At 68.8% G+C, this 21,397-nt stretch carries 25 protein-coding genes; 11 read left to right on the top strand and 14 right to left on the bottom strand.

Translation table 11 applies throughout. The features are described 5' to 3' along the window. The first annotated feature begins 12 nt into the window (after window positions 1-12). The 3 genes from pcaD to AC07X5_RS07000 all read left to right on the top strand — a co-directional run bounded on the left by pcaD (window position 13) and on the right by AC07X5_RS07000 (window position 2,682). Window positions 13-810 (top strand): 3-oxoadipate enol-lactonase, encoded by a 798-nt coding sequence (pcaD, locus tag AC07X5_RS07010; protein ID WP_494769547.1) that lies wholly within the window; start codon window positions 13-15, stop codon window positions 808-810. A gap of 105 nt (window positions 811-915) precedes the next feature. Next, entirely contained in the window at window positions 916-1,644 is a 729-nt protein-coding gene (locus tag AC07X5_RS07005) for an SDR family NAD(P)-dependent oxidoreductase (protein WP_494769546.1), read from the top strand. Window positions 1,645-1,692: 48 nt separating this feature from the next. Further along, window positions 1,693-2,682, top strand: coding sequence for a Bug family tripartite tricarboxylate transporter substrate binding protein (locus AC07X5_RS07000; protein WP_494769545.1), 990 nt, complete (start codon window positions 1,693-1,695; stop codon window positions 2,680-2,682). A gap of 59 nt (window positions 2,683-2,741) precedes the next feature. Here the strand turns inward: AC07X5_RS07000 and AC07X5_RS06995 are convergent, their stop codons facing one another. Then, window positions 2,742-3,353, bottom strand: coding sequence for a short chain dehydrogenase (locus AC07X5_RS06995; RefSeq protein WP_494769544.1), 612 nt, complete (start codon window positions 3,351-3,353; stop codon window positions 2,742-2,744). A 122-nt stretch (window positions 3,354-3,475) separates the two neighbouring features. On the opposite strand from AC07X5_RS06995, the gene AC07X5_RS06990 reads away from it, so the two are divergent. Beyond that, entirely contained in the window at window positions 3,476-4,369 is an 894-nt protein-coding gene (locus AC07X5_RS06990; protein ID WP_494769543.1) for a LysR family transcriptional regulator, read from the top strand. A gap of 18 nt (window positions 4,370-4,387) precedes the next feature. On the opposite strand, the gene AC07X5_RS06985 is transcribed toward AC07X5_RS06990, so the two are convergent. The 3 genes from AC07X5_RS06985 to gcvA all read right to left on the bottom strand — a co-directional run bounded on the left by AC07X5_RS06985 (window position 4,388) and on the right by gcvA (window position 6,245). Further along, on the bottom strand, window positions 4,388-4,729 hold the full coding sequence (locus AC07X5_RS06985) for a hypothetical protein (protein ID WP_494769542.1): 342 nt from the start codon (window positions 4,727-4,729) through the stop codon (window positions 4,388-4,390). A gap of 25 nt (window positions 4,730-4,754) precedes the next feature. Beyond that, the gene (locus AC07X5_RS06980) at window positions 4,755-5,201 is read right to left on the bottom strand and encodes a surface-adhesin E family protein (RefSeq protein WP_409961797.1); all 447 of its coding nucleotides are present in this window, start codon (window positions 5,199-5,201) and stop codon (window positions 4,755-4,757) included. A 123-nt stretch (window positions 5,202-5,324) separates the two neighbouring features. Beyond that, the gene (gene gcvA / locus AC07X5_RS06975) at window positions 5,325-6,245 is read right to left on the bottom strand and encodes a transcriptional regulator GcvA (RefSeq protein ID WP_494769541.1); all 921 of its coding nucleotides are present in this window, start codon (window positions 6,243-6,245) and stop codon (window positions 5,325-5,327) included. A gap of 107 nt (window positions 6,246-6,352) precedes the next feature. On the opposite strand from gcvA, the gene AC07X5_RS06970 reads away from it, so the two are divergent. Then, window positions 6,353-6,517, top strand: coding sequence for a hypothetical protein (locus tag AC07X5_RS06970; protein ID WP_494769540.1), 165 nt, complete (start codon window positions 6,353-6,355; stop codon window positions 6,515-6,517). A gap of 251 nt (window positions 6,518-6,768) precedes the next feature. Then, a complete protein-coding gene (locus tag AC07X5_RS06965) occupies window positions 6,769-7,224 on the top strand; it encodes a LysE family translocator (RefSeq protein WP_494769539.1) in 456 nt (151 codons plus the stop codon). Window positions 7,225-7,306: 82 nt separating this feature from the next. On the opposite strand, the gene AC07X5_RS06960 is transcribed toward AC07X5_RS06965, so the two are convergent. From AC07X5_RS06960 to kefC, 8 genes are all read right to left on the bottom strand, one after another. Next, the gene (locus AC07X5_RS06960) at window positions 7,307-7,927 is read right to left on the bottom strand and encodes a Pr6Pr family membrane protein (protein ID WP_494769538.1); all 621 of its coding nucleotides are present in this window, start codon (window positions 7,925-7,927) and stop codon (window positions 7,307-7,309) included. 51 nt (window positions 7,928-7,978) lie between these two features. Further along, window positions 7,979-8,620: a trimeric intracellular cation channel family protein gene (locus tag AC07X5_RS06955; RefSeq protein WP_494769537.1), complete on the bottom strand. Its 642-nt coding sequence runs from the start codon at window positions 8,618-8,620 to the stop codon at window positions 7,979-7,981. 37 nt (window positions 8,621-8,657) lie between these two features. Next, the gene (locus AC07X5_RS06950; protein WP_494769536.1) at window positions 8,658-9,017 is read right to left on the bottom strand and encodes a hypothetical protein; all 360 of its coding nucleotides are present in this window, start codon (window positions 9,015-9,017) and stop codon (window positions 8,658-8,660) included. After that, window positions 9,017-9,874 (bottom strand): hypothetical protein, encoded by an 858-nt coding sequence (locus AC07X5_RS06945; protein WP_494769535.1) that lies wholly within the window; start codon window positions 9,872-9,874, stop codon window positions 9,017-9,019. The genes AC07X5_RS06950 and AC07X5_RS06945 overlap by 1 nt, the downstream gene beginning before the upstream one ends. Beyond that, on the bottom strand, window positions 9,871-11,004 hold the full coding sequence (locus AC07X5_RS06940; RefSeq protein WP_494769534.1) for a PepSY-associated TM helix domain-containing protein: 1,134 nt from the start codon (window positions 11,002-11,004) through the stop codon (window positions 9,871-9,873). The genes AC07X5_RS06945 and AC07X5_RS06940 overlap by 4 nt, the downstream gene beginning before the upstream one ends. Window positions 11,005-11,035: 31 nt before the next feature. Continuing rightward, window positions 11,036-13,204: a TonB-dependent siderophore receptor gene (locus tag AC07X5_RS06935; RefSeq protein ID WP_494769533.1), complete on the bottom strand. Its 2,169-nt coding sequence runs from the start codon at window positions 13,202-13,204 to the stop codon at window positions 11,036-11,038. 216 nt (window positions 13,205-13,420) lie between these two features. Then, window positions 13,421-13,879, bottom strand: a complete 459-nt coding sequence (locus AC07X5_RS06930; RefSeq protein ID WP_494769532.1) for a hypothetical protein — start codon at window positions 13,877-13,879, stop codon at window positions 13,421-13,423. A gap of 126 nt (window positions 13,880-14,005) precedes the next feature. After that, entirely contained in the window at window positions 14,006-15,895 is a 1,890-nt protein-coding gene (gene kefC, locus AC07X5_RS06925; RefSeq protein ID WP_494769531.1) for a glutathione-regulated potassium-efflux system protein KefC, read from the bottom strand. Between the two features lie 168 nt (window positions 15,896-16,063). Here kefC and AC07X5_RS06920 point away from each other — a divergent pair, with 168 nt between their 5' ends. The 4 genes from AC07X5_RS06920 (at window position 16,064) to AC07X5_RS06905 (ending at window position 19,104) form a co-directional block, all read left to right on the top strand. Continuing rightward, entirely contained in the window at window positions 16,064-16,702 is a 639-nt protein-coding gene (locus AC07X5_RS06920; protein WP_409961809.1) for a LysE family transporter, read from the top strand. A gap of 270 nt (window positions 16,703-16,972) precedes the next feature. Then, on the top strand, window positions 16,973-17,590 hold the full coding sequence (locus AC07X5_RS06915; RefSeq protein WP_145695665.1) for a nucleotide-binding protein: 618 nt from the start codon (window positions 16,973-16,975) through the stop codon (window positions 17,588-17,590). Between the two features lie 60 nt (window positions 17,591-17,650). Continuing rightward, window positions 17,651-18,115 carry a MaoC family dehydratase gene (locus AC07X5_RS06910; protein ID WP_492231425.1) on the top strand — a complete coding sequence of 155 codons (465 nt, stop codon included), beginning with the start codon at window positions 17,651-17,653 and terminating at the stop codon, window positions 18,113-18,115. Between the two features lie 47 nt (window positions 18,116-18,162). Beyond that, complete coding sequence (locus AC07X5_RS06905) at window positions 18,163-19,104, top strand: LysR family transcriptional regulator (RefSeq protein WP_409961811.1); 942 nt, start codon at window positions 18,163-18,165, stop codon at window positions 19,102-19,104. Here the strand turns inward: AC07X5_RS06905 and AC07X5_RS06900 are convergent. After that, window positions 19,092-19,604 (bottom strand): tRNA (cytidine(34)-2'-O)-methyltransferase, encoded by a 513-nt coding sequence (locus AC07X5_RS06900; protein WP_494769530.1) that lies wholly within the window; start codon window positions 19,602-19,604, stop codon window positions 19,092-19,094. The genes AC07X5_RS06905 and AC07X5_RS06900 overlap by 13 nt on opposite strands. Window positions 19,605-19,655: 51 nt before the next feature. Next, complete coding sequence (locus AC07X5_RS06895; protein ID WP_494769529.1) at window positions 19,656-20,420, bottom strand: phosphoribosyltransferase family protein; 765 nt, start codon at window positions 20,418-20,420, stop codon at window positions 19,656-19,658. A gap of 37 nt (window positions 20,421-20,457) precedes the next feature. Between AC07X5_RS06895 and AC07X5_RS06890 the strand changes: the two genes are divergently transcribed. Next, window positions 20,458-21,366: a biotin synthase gene (locus tag AC07X5_RS06890; RefSeq protein WP_494769528.1), complete on the top strand. Its 909-nt coding sequence runs from the start codon at window positions 20,458-20,460 to the stop codon at window positions 21,364-21,366. Window positions 21,367-21,397: the final 31 nt, after the last annotated feature.

Here is a 21,397-nt window from a genome sequence, read left to right as displayed (position 1 = left end):
GGAGCCCAGGCCGTGCCTACGTCTACCACCTTGTTGCAGACCTCTGCCGGGGCCTTTCGCGTTGCCATCGACGGCCCCGAGGGCGCACCCGTGCTGGTGCTCTCCAACTCCCTGGGCACCACCCTGGAGATGTGGGACGCACAGGCCGCGCGCCTGGCCCGCGACCACCGCGTGCTGCGTTACGACACGCGCGGACATGGCGGCAGCGTGGTGCCGCCCGGTCCCTACAGCTTCGAGCAACTGGGCGGCGATGTGCTGGCCCTGCTCGACGCCCTGCAGATCGAGCGTGCCAGCTTCTGTGGCATCTCCATGGGCGGCTTCACCGGCCTGTGGCTGGGCGTGCACGCCGGCAACCGCCTCAACCACCTGGTGGTGGCCAACAGCGCCGCCAAGATCGGCACCGAAGACGGCTGGAGCACGCGCGCCGCCCTGGTGCGCGAGAAGGGCGTCGCCGCCATGGCCGAGCTGGCCGCATCGTCGCCGGGCCGCTGGTTCACGGATGGCTTTGTGGCCGCGCAGCCGCAGGTGGTGCAGCGCGCGCAGGGCTGGATCGCGGGCATAGCCCCCGAAGGCTATGCCGCCTGCTGCGAGGCCCTGGCCCAGGCTGATCTGCGCAGCAGCATCGCGCGCATCGCCGTGCCCACGCTGTTGATTGCCGGCGTGGCCGACCCCGTGACCACGGTGGCCGACGCCCAGGCCATGCAGGCCGCAATCCCCGGCGCGCAGCTGGTGCAACTGCCGGCATCGCACCTGTCCAACCTGGAAGCCCCGGCCGAATTCGACGCCGCGCTGGCCGCCTTCGTGGCCTGAGCACCGGAACACGCCGCCCCAGCCACCGTGCCGAATGGCGCGTGTGGCGCCCGCTGGCTGGGCGCAACCCTGGCCATCCCTTGAATCTGTGAAGGAAGCATCCCCATGACCCACCCCAGCACCCAGCGCGAGCGCGTCCTCATCACCGGCGGTGGTGCCGGCATCGGCGCGGCCACGGCCGAGCGCTGCCGGGCCGACGGCTACGAGCCCGTGATCATCGATCGCGTGGTCGACCACGTGCCCGGCGGCATCCAGGCCGACCTGTCGAACACGGCCGACACGGCGCGCGCGCTGCAGCAGGCACTGGCCGGCGGCCCCATCACGCGGTTGGTGAACAACGTGGGTGTGGTGGTGCCGGCCGATGCCGAGCACCAGACGCTGGACGAGTTCGACCTGGCCGTGGCGCTGAACCTGCGCTGCAGCCTGCAGTGCATGCAGGCCTTGCTGCCGGGCATGAAGGAGGCAGGTTTTGGCCGCATCGTCAACATGTCCTCGCGCGCCGCGCTGGGCAAGGAGCTGCGCACCGCGTACTCGGCCACCAAGGCCGGTCTGATCGGCATGACGCGCGTGTGGGCGCTGGAGCTGGGGCGCCACGGCATCACCGCCAACGCCATCGGTCCCGGCCCCATCCGCACCGAGCTGTTTGACCGCGCCAACCCGCCCGATGCGCCGCGCACGCGCGCCATCATCGAATCCGTGCCCGTCAAGCGCGTGGGCACACCCGCGGACGTGGCGCATGCCGTGTCCTATTTGCTCGATGCGCGCAGCGGATTTGTCACCGGGCAGACGCTCTATGTCTGTGGCGGCATGACCGTCGGCGTGGCCGGCGTCTGACGCTGCACTTTCTCTTTCCCTTTTCGTAACCGCTGTTCAAGGAGACACATGAACGCCACCACCACCCGCCGCGCCGCACTGGCAGCCCTCGCCGTTGCCGCCACGGCCGCCATCCCTGCGGGCGCCTTTGCCCAGGCCGCCTATCCCAACAAGACCGTGACCATCGTCGTGCCGTTTGCGGCCGGTGGCACCACCGACATTCTGGCGCGCATCATCGGCCAGGCGCTGACCACCGAGCTCGGCCAGCCGGTCATCGTGGACAACCGCGCAGGCGCGGGCGGCAACATCGGCGGCGCTCTTGCCGCCAAGGCGCCGGCCGACGGCTACACCCTGTTCATGGGCACGGTGGGCACGCACGCCATCAACGCCAGTCTGTACAAGAAGATGCCCTTCGACCCGATCAAGGACTTCGCGCCGCTGACACGCGTGGCCAATGTGCCCAACCTGCTGGTGGCCAACCCGGCCCAGCCCTACAAGAGCGTCAAGGAACTCATTGCCTACGCCAAGGCCAACCCCGGCAAGGTCAACTTCGGATCCTCGGGCAACGGCAGCTCCATCCACCTGTCGGGCGAGCTGTTCAAGTCGCTCGCCAAGGTGGACATGGTGCACGTGCCCTACAAGGGCAGCGCCCCGGCCGTGACCGACCTGCTGGGCAACCAGATCGGCATCATGTTCGACAACATGCCCTCGGCCATCCAGCACGTGCGTTCGGGCAAGCTCGTGCCCATCGCCGTGACCACCGCCAAGCGCTCGCCCGAGCTGCCCAACGTGCCCACCATCGCCGAAGCCGGCGTGCCCGGCTACGAGGCGACTTCGTGGTTCGGCATGTTCGCGCCCACCGGCACGCCCGCACCGGTGCTGGCCAAGCTCAACACCGCCCTGGTCAAGGTGCTGAACCAGGCCGAGGTGAAGAAGAAGATCAACGAGCAGGGTGCCGAGACCTACAGCGAAACGCCCGAGCATTTCGCCGCCTTCATCAAGACGGAAAGCGTGAAGTGGGGCAAGGTCGTGCAGGAGTCGGGCGCGAGCCTGGACTGAGAGAAAAAGCCCCGCTGGCAGGCGCCGGCCAGCGGGGCGTCGCATGCAACACCGCGTGCTCACTGCACCCGGTAAACCCGCCCTGTCTGTCCGCCTTCCAGGCTGCGCTGGTAGGCCAGGGCGGCGCGGGCCGCGGGCACGGTCTCGAAGCCTGGGAAGAAGGGCCCATAGCTGCCCACCGATTCGGTCAGGATGGTGGGGCTCACGGCGTTGATGCGCAGGCCGCGCGGCAGCAGCTCGATGGCGGCAGCCGCCACGAAGCCGTCGATGGCGGCATTCACCGCCGTGGCGTTGGCGCCGTTGCGGATGGGCTCGATGCCCACGATGCCGCTGGTCAGCGTGATCGAGCCACCCTCGTTGAGGTAGTGCTGGCCCAGCAGCGCCAGTTGCACCTGGCCCAGGAGCTTGTCCTGCAGGCCCAGGTTGAACTGCTCGGGCGTCATCTCGGCGAGCGGGCCGAAGTGCAGGTTGCCGGCGGTGCTCACGATGGCATCGACTTTGCCCACGGCCTTGAGCAAGGCGGCCACGCCGCCCGGTTGCGCGAAGTCCGCACGGTGCGTGCCGCTGTTGCGGCCCGCGGTGATGACCTCGTGGCGCGCCGAGAGGTTGGCCAGAACGGCCTGGCCGATGGTGCCGCTGGCGCCGATGAGAAGAACCTTGCTGGTGGACATGGCTTGTTCCTTTTGCGGGTGTTGCCCGAAAGCGTTGAAGAAGCCTGGATTGTTTTGTGAATCAATCAGCGCATAAAGTACAGTGAAGTTCTTCTTGAACTAACCTGGGGTTTGTAATCGCCATGGACAAGCTGCGCAACATGGAGGTCATGGTGGCCGTGGTCGAGGCCGGCAGCTTTGCGGCCGCCGCGCGCCAGCAGAGCATCTCGGCCGTGATGGTGGGCAAGCACATCCGCCAGCTGGAGGAGCACCTGGGCGCACGCCTGTTCCAGCGCAGCACGCGCCAGAACAGCCTGACCGAGGTGGGCGCGGCCTTCTACGAGGACTGCCGGCGCGTACTTGAACAGGTGCGCTGGGCCGAGTCGGCGGTGGAGCGCAACCGCGCCGTGCCCCAGGGCCTGCTGCGCGTGAGCGCGCCCTTCACGCTGGGCAACCAGGTGATCGCGCCGCTGGTGGCCGACTTCCTGCTCGCCCACCCACAGGTGCGCGTGGAGCTGCAGCTAACCGACAGTGTGGTCGACATGGCGGGCGAGGGGTTCGATGCTGCGGTGCGCATCGGTGCCATTGCCGACGAGGGCCTGGTGGCCCGGCCGCTCAAACCCTACCGCATGGTGATTGCCGCCACGCCCGGCTACCTTGCGCGCCATGGCCGCCCCGAGCGCGTGGCCGACCTCGCGCAGCACCAGTGCCTGAGCCATTCGGTCTGGCAGCGGCGCGTGGAGTGGACGCTGCACGACGACGGCAAAGCCTTCCAGTGGCCCGAGCTGGCGCGCTTCACCTGCAACCAAGGCGACGGCCTGCGCCAGGCCGCGCTGCGCGGCCTGGGCCTCATCATGCAGCCCGAGGTGCTGCTGGCCGAGGAGATCCGCGAGGGCCGGTTGGTGCCGGTGCTCACCCATTGCGTCCCCGCACCGCGCCCGGTGCACCTCGTCTACGCGCCGGACCGGCGCCAGTTGCCCAAGCTGGCGCGCTTTGTCGAGTTCATGGTGCGGGCGCTGGGGCAGCCTGCGGCGTAGGCGCAGGCCGGCGGTGGCTCAGGCCTCCTCGCCATGGAATTTCTCCCAGGCGATGGACTCGATGTGCCCCGTCAACTCGTTGGATTGTTCGTCGAGCAGCTTGTACATGATCTGGTGCTGGTGGATGGAGGCACTGCCTTCCAGCCCGAGCAGCACGGTGTAGAGCGCATCGGTCAGCGCACCGTTCACCACCTCGCGCGCCACGGCGATCTGCGCTTCGGTCAGGCCCGCCTCCTGGAGCGCCGCGATGCGCGAGATGCCGGAAGTGGGGCTGAAGTAGCCCGCCAGCAGGTGCTCCTTGAGGTCCTTGAACTCCTGGACGAACGCTTCCGGGCTGATCGAGAAGGCGGGGTTGTCCATCCCATGTCCTTGCGCCCCGCGGGGCTCAGAGATTGCGCACCTTGCAGGCCGCCGAAATCATGCGCCGCGACCACTCGCCGGGCATGTCCTTGAACAGCACGGGTGCTTCGCCTTCCTTGTACTCCTCGCGGCCGACGATGGTGCCGGCCCACTCAGGCTGTGCGTAGTACGACAGCCACAGATACCAAGCCTTGCGCGAGGGGCAGTCGACCACGACCTTGGCGTAGTACGAGCGGTACTTCTGGCCCCGGAACGAGGTGCGCTGCTGGTCGCGCGAGACGCGCAGGTCCAGCACCACACGCTGGTCCACGCCGATGGGTTCGGGCAGGATCTCGATCAGGTTCTTGCCCGCATCGGCGCGGTCGCCGCTCAGCGTGAACCAGCCGTCCGAAGAGACGTATTGCCGATGGGGCTGGAGCTGCTGCTGGCCACCCGCCAGGGCTGCGATACACAGAACAACGGCGCAGAGCATGGTAGGCTTGGGGTGCGTCCGGAGACGGGTGGTGGCAATCGGAAAGCCATTATCCATGAGGCGGGTGCGCGGTTTCTCCCTGTTACACAAGTACGTGCACCGGGCTGTGGCCTGCCCACCCGTTCAGGTGTTGCGCCAGGCCGATGATTCTGCCAATACCCAGTCGCGAAACGCCGCCAGCCGTGGCTGCTGCGCGGCGGCTGGCGGGTAGGCCAGCCAGTAGCTGTAGTCGTTGGGCAGGTCCAGGGCAAAGGGCTTGACCAGCCGCCCGGCCGTGATGTCGGCCGAGGCCAGGAACATGCGGCCCAGCGCCACGCCCTGGCCCTCGGCGGCCGCCTGCAGCACCAGGGCCGAATCGCTGAACCCCGGGCCCGTGCGCGCGATGGCCTCGGCATCGCTGCGGCTGGCCCCGGCCAGGGCCAGCCAGCGCGGCCACAGGTCGCCGGGCTGGTCGTGCAGCAGGGTGTGGGCCTGAAGGTCGGCCACGGTGGCCAGCGGTGCCTGCGCCAGCAGCGCAGGGCTGCACACGGGCGACAGGCGCTCGGGCGAGACCAGGTCGGCCTGCAGGCCGGGCCAGCGCCCCAGGCCCAGGCGGATGGCAATGTCGAAGCCCTCGTCGCGCGCAAAGTCGTGCAGCGCCACTTCGCTGGTGACATGCAGGTCGATGCCCGGGTGCTGCGCCCGAAAGCGCGCCAGCCGCGGCACCAGCCAGCGCGCCACGAACGAGGGCAGGGCGGTGATGCGCAGCGGCCCCGCCAGGCTGTGGTCGTTGCCGGCCAGCCGCTCGGTGGCGCTGGCCAGGGCATCGAGCAGGCGGCTCAGCTCGGGCGCATAGGCCTTGCCGGCCGCGATGCGGGTGAGCGCATGGCCCTGGCGCTCGAACAGCTTGCGCCCCAGCCAGTCCTCCAACTGCCGCACCTGGTGGCTGATGGCCGCCTGCGTCACGTGCAACTCGTCCGCCGCCCGCATGAAGCTGTGGTGGCGCGCCACGGCCTCGAAGGCGCGCAGGGCGTTCAGCGGGGCAGGCGACGGGCCATGGCTCAATCAAAAATTGCTCATCGAAGGTATGAGATTACATCGTTTGTCGCCAGCCCGTGCGGCCGCTGTAATCGGCGCTTTCTCCCATCGTTTTTGTATTGGAAGTGCCGCCCATGATCGCCCTGCCCACCTGGCTATTGATCCTTGCCTTTGCCGTGCCCATGATCGTCAGTCCCGGCCCGGACAACACCGTGCTGGCCGCATCGGGCGGGCAGTTCGGGCTGCGGCGCACGGTGCCGTTCTGGATGGGTTTCGAGGCCGGCAACTTAGTCCACTGAAACCGGGAAATCGGCTGTGCGCAGGGGTGGCAGCGGGATGCGGCGCAAGGCGCGGGCTGCAGTCAAGGCTGGCCGCCTTGGCAATGCGCGCAACGCCGCGATGCGCCCGCTGCCACCCCGGCCCGAAGGGTGAGGGCCTGGCAGGGCCGCACTCGTCGTTGCCGTGCTCGCCGGGTGTGCAATCCGGCTGCGCCCGCCGCCTAGATTGCGGCCCTGCCAGACCCTCACGCACAGCCGATTGCCCGGCTTCAGTGGACTGGTGGTGCCCGGTCTACGGCTTTGGCCTGAGCGAGGTGTTCACGCGCCACCCGGTGGCTTACACCGCGCTCAAGTGGGGCGGCACGGCCTACATCGTGTACCTGGCCTGGTGCTTCTTTCGCAGCGCGGGCGCAACCGAGCGGCAGGATCTGCGGCCGCTGGGCTTCATCGACGGTTTCGTCTCACTGAGCCTCAACCCCGAGGGGCACTCGATGATCCTGGTGATGTTCTCGCAGTTCCTCTCGCCTGCGCTGCCACTCTCGGCCCAGGTGCTGCAGATGGCCGTGGTCTTCGTCGTGGTGGGCCTGGCCTGCCACTTCCTGTGGATCTACGGCGGCCAGGTGCTCTTCAGCCGCGCGCAAAGCCCGCGTGCCATCCGGTTGCAGGGGCTGGCGTTCGGGGCGTGCATGCTGGTGGTGGCGGTGGCGGTGGCGGTGGCGGTGTCGTGAGGGGCCACCGCGTAGGTCGATCACTGTTCGGCACCCACCTTCAGGGAGATGGGGCGTTGGACATGGTGCGACAAGTCCGACACTACGTCGCGGCCCGCGCACGCCGGCTGGCCCAGGCCAGCAGTGCCCACCCTGCGGCCACGACGACGACCGCGATTCCCAGCGCATACACCGATACGCCGCCGTACCCGCCCACCTTCTCCGGATTCAGGAAGGGGTAGGGATACCACCCCACGGCAGCGCCGCGCACCATTGAATACGCGAGGTACAGGCCCGCGAACCCCACCACCCAGCGCAGCGGCCGCACGCCCACGGCCGGGCGCGGCGGCCACAGCAGCCAGTCGAGCAGCACCACGACGGGCATCACATGGTGCACTACCGAGTTCACCCAAGGCCTCAGCTCGCCCAGATCCACATCGCGCAGCAGCAGCGCGAACACGACGCCGACCACCAGCATGCAGGTGGCGGTCACGGCGCGCAGCGATTCGAAAGCGGCCGAGGGCCGTGCGTGCGTCCATTGGCGGCATGCACCCGCGATCAAGACGCCAGCGGCCAGAAGGTTCGACAGGTTGGTGAAGTAGCTGAAGAAGTTGAGCACGTTGTAGCCCAGCCTCACATGCAGCCACAGTTGCCAGCCGATGGCGGTGAGCGTGAGGAGAGCGAAGGCCAGGCGGAGACCGGCGGTAAGCGGTATGGGGGTCATGGTGGATCGGCGTTGATGCGATGAGGCTGACGCTGGGCCGCAATTGCGCAGTCACACCCGCCACGCCGGCAGTTCCCAATTGCGCCACAGCGCCAGGCCGCGCAGCCCGGCCGTGGCCAGCACGCAGGCCAGCAGCGGGGCCCAGGGGGGCATGTCCAGCTGGCGCAGGGCCACGTCGATCCAGCCGCCAGCAAACGCGCACAGGGCGTAGGGGCGGTGGTCGCTGAAGGCCTGGGGCACCTCGTTGCACAGCACGTCGCGCAGTACGCCGCCGAAGACGCCGGTGGTCACGCCCATCATCACGGCGATGATGGGCGGCATGCCCACGGCGGTGGCGGTGTCGATGCCCACGGCGGCGAACAGGCCCAGGCCGATGGCGTCGGGCAGCAGCATGGCGCGCTCGGTGGGTTGGAAATGCCGCTGGCGCATGAACAGCATGGCGCACACGCACAGCGCCAGCAGGCCCCAGATGAAGCCGGTGTGGCGTATCCAGAAAAACGGCCGCTGGTCCAGCAGCAAATCGCGCAGCGTGCCACCGCCGAAGGCCGCGACAAAGGCCACCACGCACACGCCCACCACGTCCATGCGCTTGCGCGCCGCGGCGATGATGCCCGACAGCGCGAACGCGATGGTGGCCGCCACTTCGATGAAAAAGCGCAGCGTGTGAATCCAGGGGGCGTCGAGCAGGTCCATGCGCTCGATTGTGCCGCGCGACCTGGCGTTTACGAAGCTATGCCAGCGCGTGGATGAGCAGGCCCAGCGCACAGCCGGCCCAGCCCGCGATGCCGATGCGCCGCGCCCAGCGCAGGCAGCCCTCTGGCCACAGGTTCATGGCCAGCACCAGGCCCCAGCCCAGCACCATCCATGAGGCCACGGCGATGGCGATGCCCGCTGCGATGCCGGCAGCCACGGTGGCGGCAGCGCATTGCAGTGCCAGCGTGGCCAGCGCCAGGCCCCAGGCCTTGCGCTGCGCTTGCGGGCCCGCGGGCGCATCGCCCCAGGCCCGCGTGTCGGTGGCCTGGGCCCAGCGCACCAGGGCCAGCAGGCAGGCGGCGGCCGCGCAGGCCAGGGCCAGGGTGTCGCCGCCCATCACGCGGCGGACTCAGCGCGCTGCGCAGGCGGTATGTTGTGCATGGACCTTGTGCGGTGCTTCCATTGGCGGCGCAGCACCGCGATGGTCATGCCCAGGCACAAGGCTGCGGCAGTGGCCCACACCGCGGTGGCCCATTCCACCACCGTGCCCGCGCGCCAGGCCAGCCCCGCCAGCGCCGCTGCGGCCAGCGCTGCCAGCACGGCAGCGGCGCGCGGCCACCAGGCCTGCAGCGTGGCGGCCGGCAGCACCAGAAAGAAGGCCACCAGCAGGCCCAGCATGCCGGCCGAGCGCGCAGGCTCTGCCGCCACGATGTGCGCGATGCGAAACGACTCGATGGCCAGCAGGCCCGCGAGCCAGAACGAAAGGCCCTTCGTGGAGGGCATGGCAAGCCAGCGCCAGCGCGTGGCACGGCGGTGGTGGTGGTTGTGATGGGTGCTTTTGCCACCGCTGTCGCGGCGGCGATTCGCCTGTACCCGCGCCGGTCCGATGAACGCGGCCAGCCCCGCCAGCACGACGCCCAGCGCCACCAGGCTGGCCAGCATGGGCCACTGCAGCGGCGCGCCCAGCACCCGGCCCGCTGCGCCCGCCAGCCCCAGCAGTGCGCCGGCCGCGCAGAGCGACCCGCGCCACAGCGCCAGGTGGCGCAGTGCCCAGGCGGTGAGCAACGACGCCAGCAGCCAGGTGCCGATCAGCGTCCACACAGCCCACACCGGCCGCTGCGCCAGCGGCGGCAGGCCGGCCGGCGGCCACAGGTGCACGAGCACGGCCACGAGCACGGCAGCGGGCACGGTGGCGTGCAGCGCGAGGAAGCAGCGCACCACGAAGGAAGCGTTGCGGGCGGCCGGCTTCGTCATGCCTGCAGCCCGCCCTGCACGCCGGCCTGTTGCTGTGCTTCACGCCGCCGCTGCTGGCGCGAGTCCAGCCAGATCAGCGTGCCCGAGAGGGAGAGAAACGCCGGCGTCATGCCCAGAATGAAGTACAGCCACTTCAGCGCCAGCCCGCCAAAGTCGCCAAAGTGCAGCGGCTCCATGAGCCCGTTGACCAGCGACCAGAAGCCTGCGGTGCGCGGGTCCAGCACCTTCTTGGCCTTGCCCGTGGCGGCGTTCATGTCCACCCGCGCCGTGCTGGCCATATGGCCGGCCAGGGCACCGGTAAAACTGGCCTCGGCGGACGTGGTGCCCCAGCGGCGCAGCGACACATAGCGTGCCTCCAGCCCCGGCACGGCCTGCTGTGCGCTTTGGTACAGGGCGTCGAGCGACTGCATGGGCGCAGGCTCGGCAGCGGGCGGCTTGCGCGCGGCACTGGCCGCAGGCGCGCCCGCCATCACGTATTTGGTGCCCTGCTCGAACAGCGGCGCCAGCCCCAGCCAGGCGCCCGTGGCGGCAATCAGGATGTGAAAGCCCAGGCCCCAGATGCCGGCGGACTTGTGCAGGTCCGACATCACCACGCGAAAACTGCGGCCCCAGCGCTGGGTGAACAGCTCGGCGATGATCTTGCGGTGGATGACGATGCCCGTGCCAATCAGCACCAGCATGGCCGCGCCGAGGAAGCCCACGATCCAGCGCGGCCCGAAGAACAGAAACACATGCAGCATGCGCAGGTACTGGCCGAGCTGGCTGTCCACCGGGCCCACCACGGCGCCCGTGTCCGAGCGCAGGGCCACCTTGGTGCGCTGGCTGGCGGGCGCGCCGCGCTCGCGCACGTGGGCGAAGTAGCTGGGGTTCACGTCATCGGGCAGGGCGATGGTCTCCACCGTGACGCCCGGGTAGCGCACCTGCAGCTGCGCCAGCACGGTATCGAGCGGCGCGGGCGACTGTGTTCGCGGCAGCCCGGCCAGCGAGGGGTTGGCCCACAGGTCGATCTCGTTCTTGAACACCACCACCGCGCCCGAGAAGCAGACGATGAACATCAACAGACCCGTGACGATGCCCGCCCACGAATGCAGGACGAACAGGCGGTTCAGCGTGCGCTGGCTGGTGGGCATGGCGGCTGGCGTTGCAGAAGGAGGACCGTCTTCAGAAGAAGTAGGTCAGCCCCAGGCTGAAGTTGCGCGGCAGCGCGGGCGAGACCACGTTGGCGTTGATCGCGCCGTCGTAGTAGGCCTTGTTGAACAGGTTTTTCACCCCGGCCGTCAGGCGGTAGTTCTCGCCCGCGTAGCTGATGGAGGCATCGGCCACCACGTACGAGGGCAGTGTGAACGGGTACGAGCCGATCTGCTCGCTCACATAGCGCCCGCCCAGGCCCAGCGTGACGCGCTGGTACTGCGGCAGCCTGTAGGTGGCCCAGGCCGTGAGCGTGTGGCGCGGCGTGAGGTTGAGCGGCAGGCCCACGATGGCGGCGTTGTTGTCGCGCGTGACCTTGGTCTGCGTGTAGGTGTAGGCGCTGGTCAGCTTCCAGCCGTTTTTCAGGTCGGCACCCAGCTCCACCTCCAGGCCGCGCGCACGCTGCTGGCCGGTCTGCACGCTGAAGCCGGTGTTCACCGGGTCGGCCGTGGTCACGTTTTCGCGCACCAGGTCGAAGATCGCCAGCGCACCCGTGAGCTGGCCACCCGGGGCCTCGTACTTCACACCCGCCTCCCACTGCTTGCCCGTCTCGGGCACAAAGGGCGTGCCGTTGAACGCCAGGCCCGAGGTCGGCAAAAAGGACTCGCCGTAGCTGCCGTAGGCGGCCCAGCCGGGCGTGAACTCGTACACCAGGCCGGCCGACAGCGTGGTGGCGCTGTCCTTTTGCTGTGTCTGCACGCGCGTGGTGCGGTTGTCGATGTCGTTGGTGGACCAGTCGCGGCGCAGGCCCACCAGGGCCGTCCATCCCTGGCCGAACTTGATCTGGTCCTGCGCATACAGGCCCGCCACGGTGAGCTTGCCGGGCGCATCGCTGGTCAGCGCCGCCGGGCAGTTGGCCTGCACGCCGTAGGCCGGCGCGAACAGGTCCAGCGCGGCAATGGAGCAGGTGCGGCTGGCCAGCAGGCTGTGGCCGCTGCGCACGTCCAGGCCCGTCACCAGTTGGTGCTTTGCGCCCAGTGCCTCGAAGCGCGTGAGCAGCGAGGTGTCGGTGGCCAGCAGGTCATAGTCCATGTACTGGCGCGAGGCGCTGCGGTTCTGCAGGCGCTGGTTGGCCTGCAGTGCCTGGTTGGAGACGAAGTTGCCCGTGCCCTTCTCGGTCTCATAGCGCACGTTCTGGCGAAAGGCCATCGCGGGCGAGACCTGGTGCTCCAGCGCATAGCCCAGCGTGGTGCTCTCCACGTCGTACACGCCAAACGCGGGATCACCGGTGAACAGCGTGCGGGGCAGCGTGCCGTTGCGGTTGGGCAGCAGCGTGCCATAGGGGGTGATGCCCTGCTGGCGCATCCACTCGCTGCGGCTGTAGGTGGCAAACAGCACCAGGTCGGTCTGCGCGCCCAGGTCGATGGACAGCGAGGGCGCGAACCAGCGGTCCTTGCGGTAGACGAACTGCGTCGGGTCGTCGGCATTGCTCACCTGGGCGTTGATGCGCAGCGCCGTCTTGCCCGATTCGGACAGCGGCCGGTTCACATCGGCCTGCAGCGTGCGCTGGCCGAAGCTGCCCACCTCCACACCCACTTCGTTGAGCGCTTCCTTCTTCGGGCGTTTGCTCACCGCGTTGACGATGCCCCCCGGCTGCACCTGGCCGTACAGCACCGAGGCCGAGCCCTTGAGCACCTCGAAGCGCTCGTAGCCATAGGGCTGCAGCTTGGCCCACATGCCGGGGCTCTGCACCAGGCCATCGACCAGGATGGATTCGGTCGAGCGAAAGCCGCGGATGTTCAGGTCATCGAACCCCCGGCGGCCAAAGTTCACGGGGCTCACCCCCGCCACCGTCTGCAGCGCCTGCTGCACATTGGTGATCTGGCGCGACTCCATCTGCTCGCGCGTCACCACGCTGACGGACTGGGGGGTTTCGAGCCGGCGCATCGGCGCTTTGCCGGCCGTCTGCGCCTCCACCGGCGCAAAGCCCATGTCCTTTTCGGGACTGGCGTTGATGCGCACCTCCTGCAGTTGCGGGGCTGTGGTGGCTGAAGCATCAGTGGCTTGGGCAAAGGCGGACTGCGCCAGGCACAGGGCCAGCGGCGTCATGGCGAACAGGCCGGTGGTGCGGGCGGTCGAACGAGAAGAAGCAACAGCAGGCGCGCGCGAACGCGCCGCGGCGCGGGAGGGCGAAGAGGGCATGAGATGGTCCGGAACAACAACAGGAGCGGAGGGCGGGCGCTGGCGGGCATCCTGGTGGCGGGACACTTGGCTTGCTAGATCGTGGGAATTGTAATGCGAATGACTCGCGTTTGCGAATAATTGTAAAGAACGTCTGCGCCCAGTCCAGACCAACTCCCGCTGGCCGACCGGGCTTCTTGTCGCAATTGGCCGCTCCCTGTCCGCGGCCTGCGAATCTCAGGCAGCCAGACGCAGCCCTTCAGAATCGGCCGCGCTGTGGGAGGCGGCCACCATGGTGTGGGGCGGCGCGAACGCATCCTCTGCGGCAGCCGCCGCCTGCGTCGCCCGCACGGCGAACACGCTGGCCGGGGCCGGTTTCGGCACCGCCGCAGGCCGGCTGATCAATGAGAGGTTCAAGCCCGGGCTGGCGAGGTTGAAGTCCGACACTACGGACGCCACCATATTGCGCACGGCGGTGCCGTCCCGCGGCGAGTCCACCCGGATGTCCAGGCCGTCTTGCGTGTACCGGGTGGCTACCGCCGATACAGAGTGGGGCATGCTGCCCAGCAGCTGCTCCACGCCCATCGCAAGCGTGGCGAAGGCGCGTACAGCGGCCTTCTCGGTCAAGGGGGATGCATCGCCTGCACCATCGCAGTGGCCGATGCAAATGCGTTCAACGCGGTAGCTGTGGTTCATGGTCTTCTCGGTGAAGCCATGAAGATGCCCGAGAGGCGAGAGCGCGCTTGTAGGAGGGTGGCGGGTTTTCGCAGACCGTGACCGCTTGCCCGCCCTGTGCCGCTGGATTCACCAGCCCGCCGGCGATCAGTCCTGCCGCGTCCGCTCCTTTTCTGGAACTTCTTGCGCACCACCTGACACCGCGTAGCCGGGATACGCACCATCGCTCCCAGCCTCTGCAGCCTCCTGCCGCTCCCGCGCCATCTGCTCGGCCAACTGGTTGCGTCCCTCGCGCGCCACGGCGATCATCTTGGCGCGGTCGCGGTGGTGCGGGTACATGCGGTCCGACAGTGCGATGTTGTGTTCGCGAAAGCGCCGGGTCATCTCCTGGGCCTGCTCGGGCGGCAGGCCCATCAGCTCCAGCACGGTGCGGGCGCTGTGCATGCTCGATTCGAACAGCTCGCGCTGCACCAGGGTCACGCCCTCATCGCGCAGCTTGTTCCAGTGGGTGAGGTCGCGCGCGCGGGCCACCACGGTGAGGTGGGGAAAATGCTTGCGCGCCAGCGCGGCGATCTTGACGGACTGCTCGGGGTCGTCCACCGCGATGACGAGGATGCGCGCCTGCCCGGCACCGGCGATGCGCAGCAGGTCGAGCCGGGTGGCGTCGCCGTAGTGCACGCGGTAGCCGAAGGTGCGGGCCACTTCGAGCATCTCCACACTGTGGTCGAGCACGGTGGTGCGTATGCCCTGCATCAGCATCACGCGCGCCACGATCTGGCCGTAGCGGCCGAAGCCGGCAATCACGATGGGCGCATCCTGCGGCTCCGAGATCTCTTCGGCGGCGGGGGCCTTGAGGTTCGCATAACGGCGCAGCAGCACGCGGTCCAGCACCACCAGCAGCAAGGGGCTCAGCAGCATCGACAGCGCCACGGCGCCGATGAGCAGCGAGGCGGTTTCGGCCGGGAAGACCTGGGCGCCGGCGGCGGCCTGGAAGACGACGAAGGCGAACTCGCCGCCCTGGGCGAGCAGCAGGGTGAACACCGGGCGCTCCTGGTAGGGGATGCCGACTGCGCGCGCCAGCGCATAGATCACCACCGCCTTGCAGGCCAAAAAGCCCAGCAGGATGCCGGCCATGAGCCAGGGCGAGCGCATGAGCACGCCAAAGTCGATGCTCATGCCCACGGCAATGAAGAACAGGCCCAGCAGCAGGCCCTTGAAGGGCTCGATGTCGGCCTCCAGTTCGCGCCGGTACTCGCTGTCGGCCAGCAGCACGCCGGCAAGGAAGGCCCCGAGCGCCATCGACAGCCCGACCATCACCATCAGCATGGCGATGCCCACCACCAGCAGCAGCGCGGCGGCGGTGAAGACCTCGGGCGTGCGGCTCTTGGCGATCCAGCGCAGCAGCGGGCGCAGCAGCAGGCGGCCGCCGAGGATGATGGCGGCGATCACCCCGACGATCTTGGCCACCTCCCACACCACCTCGCCCGGCGAGTGGCTGGCGGCGCCTGCGTCCGCGGCGGCGCCCAGCAGCGGCAGCAGCGCCAGGATGGGGATGGCCGCCACGTCCTGGAACAGCAGTATGGAAAAGCCCGCCTGCCCGCTGGCGGTACGCATCAGGTTGCGCTCGGCCAGGCTTTGCAGCGCGATGGCGGTGGACGACAGCGCCAGCCCCAGCGCCCCCACCAGGCCCACGCGCCAGGGCAGGCCCACCAGGCAGGCCAGGCCGAACAGCACGGCCGCGCAGCCCAGCACCTGGGCCGTGCCCATGCCGAAGATGGGGCGGCGCAGCGCCCACAGCCGGCTGGGCTGAAGCTCCAGCCCGACCAGAAACAGCATGAGCACCACGCCGAACTCGGCGAAGTGCAGGATGTCCTGCACATTCTTCACCAGGGCCAGGCCCCAGGGCCCGATGGCGATGCCCGCCGCCAGGTAGCCGATGATGGCGCCCAGGCCCAGCGCCTGTGCAATGGGCACGGCCAGCACGGCGGCCGTGAGGTACAGGAAACCGTAGGTGAGCCAGGTGGGTGCGTGTTCCATGGTCGGGTCGGGTGGGGCGGCTTGTTGTGGTTGGCGATGTGCTGCATGCCCCGGCATTCATTCTGGCATTCTGGCCAATGCTCTGCTTTTTGTAGCGCAATTGGCCCGCAAACGGTCCAGGGTGCCCGCCATTGATAAGATGCGTGCCCTTGCTTTTGTGGTGGTTCCATGGATTTCCAGACCTGGTTGGCTTTTTTCGCGGCCTCGTGCCTGATTGCGGTGTCCCCCGGTTCGGGCGCCGTGCTGTCCATGAGCCATGGCCTCTCATTCGGCGTTCGCAAGGCGGGCGCCACCATCCTGGGCTTGCAGATGGGGCTCTTGCTCATCCTGCTGATCGCTGGGGCGGGCGTGGGATCGCTGCTGCTGGCGTCCGAAGTGGCGTTCAACGTGGTCAAGGTGTTGGGCGCCTGCTACCTGATCTGGGTAGGCTTTTGCCAGTGGCGTGCCGGCGATGCGTCGCCGCTGCAGGGCGACGAGCAGGAGCCGGCCGGTACGTGGCAAAAGCGCGTGCTCACGGGCTTCCTGACCAACGCGACCAACCCCAAGGGCATCATCTTCATGGTGGCCGTGCTGCCCCAGTTCATGACCGACACGCGCCCGCTGTGGACACAACTGCTGGTGATGGCCGCCACCACGGTGGCTGTGGACGTGACCGTGATGCACGGCTACGCCGCCGGTGCCAGCGCCATGCGCCGGCTGATGCGCAGCGCGCGCGCCGTGCGCACGCAGAACCGGGTATTCGGAGGATTGTTGATGGCCGTCGGGGCCGGCCTCTTCTTCGTGAAACGCGGCGGACAGCACGCTTAAAGGTGTCCTCAGTTGCAAATTCGTTGAAGAAATCTCCCGACAATCGCCGCCATGCGTCGCAAGCAAATGCTCGCCATGCCACCCGGCATGGCTGTGCTTTGCGCCTAGCCTGGCAGCAATTTCGGCAGATTTCTTTCTTCAACGAATTTACAACCCAGGACACCGGCTTGCACTGTGCTATCAATTGGGTAGCATCGCACTAGAGCCATAGCACGGCAGGCACTTTGGAGTGCCTGTTTTCATTGACAGACCCAACGCAAGGAGTTCGTGATGCCCGTGATCGTCGTTGCAAACCCGAAGGGGGGCGTGGGCAAGTCCACGCTGTCGACCAATGTGGCGGGCTACTACGCGCGCCAGGGCCACCCTGTCCTTCTGGGCGACACCGACCGCCAGCAATCCGCGCGCCTGTGGCTGGGCCTGCGCCCGCCGGCCGCGCGGCCCATAGGGGTGTGGGACGTCAGCTCCGACGTGATCAGCAAGCCGCCGAAGGGCACGACGCACGCGGTGCTGGACACCTCGGCCGGGCTGCATGGCTGGCGCCTGACCGACGTGCTCAAACTCGCCGACAAGATCATCGTGCCCCTGCAGCCCAGCGTGTTCGACATCTTCGCCACGCGCGGCTTTCTGGACCAGCTGGCCGAGCACAAGCGTGCCGACGGGGTGCAGGTGGGCATCGTGGGCATGCGCGTCGATGCGCGCACGCGCGCGGCCGACCAGCTGCACCAGTTCGTGGACAACCTGGGCTTTCCGGTGCTGGGCTACCTGCGCGACACGCAGAACTACATCCACCTGGCGGCGCACGGGCTCACGCTGTTCGACGTGGCGCCGGGCCGCGTGGCACGCGACCTGGAGCAGTGGCAGGGCATTTGCGAATGGCTGGACGCATGAGGGTTAGTACCTGTCACTCGGCCGACATGGGACGGCGGGGCCCGGCGCTACATTGGGGCCATGAAAATCTTCCGCTCCTACTCCGAAGTCAGCGCCTGCGTGGGCCAGGAGGTCGCCGTGACCGACTGGATCACCATCACGCAGGAACAGGTCAACCTGTTCGCCCAGGCCACGGGCGACCACCAGTGGATCCATGTGGATCCCGAGCGTGCCAAGGCCGGACCCTTCGGCGCGCCGATTGCGCATGGCTTTCTCACCCTGTCGCTGATTCCGCGCTTCTTCGAGTCGGGGCTCACCATCGAGGGTGCGCGCATGGGCGTGAACTATGGCCTGAACAAGGTGCGCTTCACCTCGCCGGTGCCCGTGGGCAGCCGCGTGCGCGCACGCCTGACCCTGCAGGCCGCCGAGCCGCTGGCACCCGATGGCATGCAGATGACCTGGCTGGTGACGGTGGAGCGCGAGGGCAGCGACAAGCCGGTGTGCGTGGCCGAATCGCTGGCCCGCAACTACGGGGCCGCGCCCTGAAGGCTGGGCGCCCAGCGCCCCACCACTTTTCGCAGGAGGGCTGAAAAATGGACCGCCTGCAAGCCATGAAAGTCTTCGACCGCGTGGTCGACGAGGGCGGCTTTGCCGCCGCCGCACGCGCGCTCGACATGTCGCCCCCCGTGGTCACGCGCATGGTGGCCGAGCTGGAACAGCACCTGGGCACGCGCCTGCTTCAGCGCACCACGCGCAAGGTGGCGCTCACCGATGCGGGCGAGGTCTATTTGCAGCGCGTGCGCAGCATCCTCAACGAGATCGACGATGCCGAGGCCGAGGCCGTGGCCAGCACGCGCGATTTGCGCGGCACCATCCGCATTGTGGCGCCGCCGGTGCTCACCACCAATTTTCTCGCGCCGCTCACCGCGCTGTGGCATGCGCGCTATCCCAAGCTGATGCTGGACATCAGCGTCGATGCGCTGGCCCTGCGCCGCATCGACGAGTTCGACGTGACTCTCATGGTGGCGGGCGAGGATTTCGACGCCAACATCGTGGCCCGCGCGCTGCTGCATGGCCAGGCCATCGTCGTGGCGTCGCCCGAGTACCTGGCGCGCAAGGGCATGCCCCTGCAGCCCGCCGACCTGGCGCAGCACGAGTACCTGCGCGATACGGGGGCGCCCGCGCGCTCCGAGATGGGTGGCGGGCGCAAGCTGCGCCTGCACCCGGCCGTGGGCGACGGCGACTGGCAGGAGGTGGATGCGCCCGCGGTGCTGCAGTCCGACAGCAATGGCGTGCTGCTGCGCGCAGCCATCGATGGCGCCGGCGTGGCCGTGACGGCGCGCCTGCTGGTCGAGGAGCAACTGGCCAGCGGCGAGCTGGTGCACGTGCTGCCCGATTGGATCGTCTCGCGCTATACGGTGTACGCGGCGCTGCCCTCGGGCCGCATGCTGCCGGCGCGCACCAAGGTGTTCCTGGACTTCATGTCCGAGCAGGGGCCTCAGGCCATCGCCGACCAGCGCTATCAGCCGGGCTGAACCATGGCCAGCGCGGCCGCCAGTGGCGCCGGTGCCGAGGCGCCAAAGCTGTTCTGGCGCCAGGCCTCGAACACCGATACCGCCACCGCGTTGGACAGGTTCAAACTGCGCTGCCCCTCGACCATGGGCAGGCGCAGGCGCTGGGCGGGCGGAAAGGTCTCGCGCAACTCGGGCGGCAGGCCACGCGTCTCGGCGCCGAACACCAGCCAGTCGCCCGGCAGAAAGCAGTTGTCGAACAGGTCCTGCGAGCCGTGCGTGGTCATGGCGAACATGCGCGCGGGGTCGGGCTGGGCATCGCGCAGGAAGGCCGTCCAGCCCGAATGGCGCAGCACCGAGGCGTACTCGTGGTAGTCGAGGCCGGCGCGGCGCATGAGCCGGTCTTCCATGGAAAAACCCAGCGGCTCGATGAGGTGCAGCGTGCAGCCGGTGTTGGCCGCCAGCCGGATCACGTTGCCGGTGTTGGGCGGTATTTCGGGCTCGACCAGGACGATATGGAACATGCAGGTATTTTCACGCGAAGCATGTTCCCTGGGCGCCGACCTTGTAACAAATTATGGGGTGTCCATCGGCGTGCCTGCGCCCGGCTCCGTGCGCGCAAGCACCAGGGCCACCACCGAGGCGCAGCCTGCCTCGCGCAGTGCGGTGGCCGCGGCGTCCATGGTGGCGCCGGTGGTCATCACGTCGTCGATCAAGGCCAGGTGCCGCCCGCGCAGGCTGGCTGCCAGCGCGGGTTCGACCACGAAGGCGCTGCGCAGATTGCGCAGCCGCTGGGCGCGGGTCAGCCGGGCCTGTGCATCCGCGGTGTGCAGGCGCACGAGCGCACCGGCCTGCGCTGTGGCGGGTGACAGGGCGCGGGCCAGCAGCCAGGCCTGGTTGAAGCCGCGCTCGCACAGCCGTTCGTGCGAAAGCGGAATCGGCAGTACCAGGTCGGCGTTGTCCAGTGCGCTCTGCACCCCGGGCGCGCCGCGCATCAGCGCGGCCAGCGTGCCGGCCCAGCCTGGATCGCCCCGGAACTTGAAATCGGCCACGGCGCCGGACCAGGGGTATCCGTAATCCACGGCAGCCAGGCAGCGGTCGGGCACCGGCGGAGAGCGCAGGCAGGCACCGCACACCGGCACGCCATCGGGCACCCGCAGGGCGCAGCGTGTGCAGCGCGCAACAGGCTGCGCAAAGCGCGCCGTGCAGGCAGTGCAGATGCGCGTAGCGGGCCAGGCGTGGCAGACAGCGCACTGGCTGGGCAGGGCGCGCGCCAGGGCCTCGAGCCCGCGGCCCAGCCCCGATTGCCTGGATAGCCCCGTGAACGCCTTGAACCGCATGAGTCAATATACTCGTTGGACCCCCGGTTCCTACGACATGCCCACAGAGCGCCCCCCCACGATCGACCCCCTGGCCGCAGCCCGCTGGCACGCCGCCGCACCTGCCATGGCCCCCTGGCTCCACGAGGAGGTGGCGCGCCGCATGGAGGACCGCCTGCAGTGGATACGCCAGGCGCCCGCCGCCTGGTGTCACTGGGACCCCGTGCGCGGCGGTCTGCAGGGCCATGCGCTGGTGAGTGCCCGCTATCCCAAGGCGGCCTGCCAGGTGGCCGAGACGGCAGCGCACTGCGTGCCCGTGGCTGAACAGGCGCTGGCCCGGCCCTGGTGGAGCCCGGCGCGCTGGACCGGGCCGGTGCCGCAGTTCGGCCTGCCCGCCGATGCCAGCGTGCAGATGCTCTGGGCCAACATGGCACTGCACATGGCGGCCGACCCGCAGGCCCTCATCGGCCAGTGGCACCGGGCGCTGGCGACAGATGGCTACCTCATGTTCTCGTGCCTGGGGCCCGACACCGCGCGCGAGCTGCACGGCGTCTACGCCACCATGGGCTGGCCACCCGCCGGTCATGCCTTCACCGACATGCACGACTGGGGCGACATGCTGGTGCACGCCGGCTTTGCCGAACCGGTGATGGACATGGAGCGCATCACGCTGACCTTCGCCACGCCCGAGCGCCTGCTGCAGGAGCTGCGCGAGCTGGGCTGCAACCTGCACCCCGGCCGCTTCGGCGCACTGCGCGGGCGCGGCTGGCGCGAGCGCCTGCATGCGGCCCTGGTGCAACACCTGGCCGACCCGGCGCAGGGCGGGCAGCTGGCGCTGACTTTCGAAATCATCTACGGCCATGCCTTCAAGCCCGCGCCGCGCCTGAAAATGAGCGCCAGCAGCGCGGTTTCGCTGCAGGACATGCGGGCCATGCTGGCCACCGGTACAGGTAGAAGTACCGGGTAGCTGCCTGTCAATGACATGGAACAAGGCACGC

The organism is Acidovorax sp. GW458-11-26-14-TSB4 (genome assembly GCF_059423865.1).
Note: the sequence above shows the minus strand (reverse complement) of the source record. Positions and strands in the feature narration are given on the sequence as shown.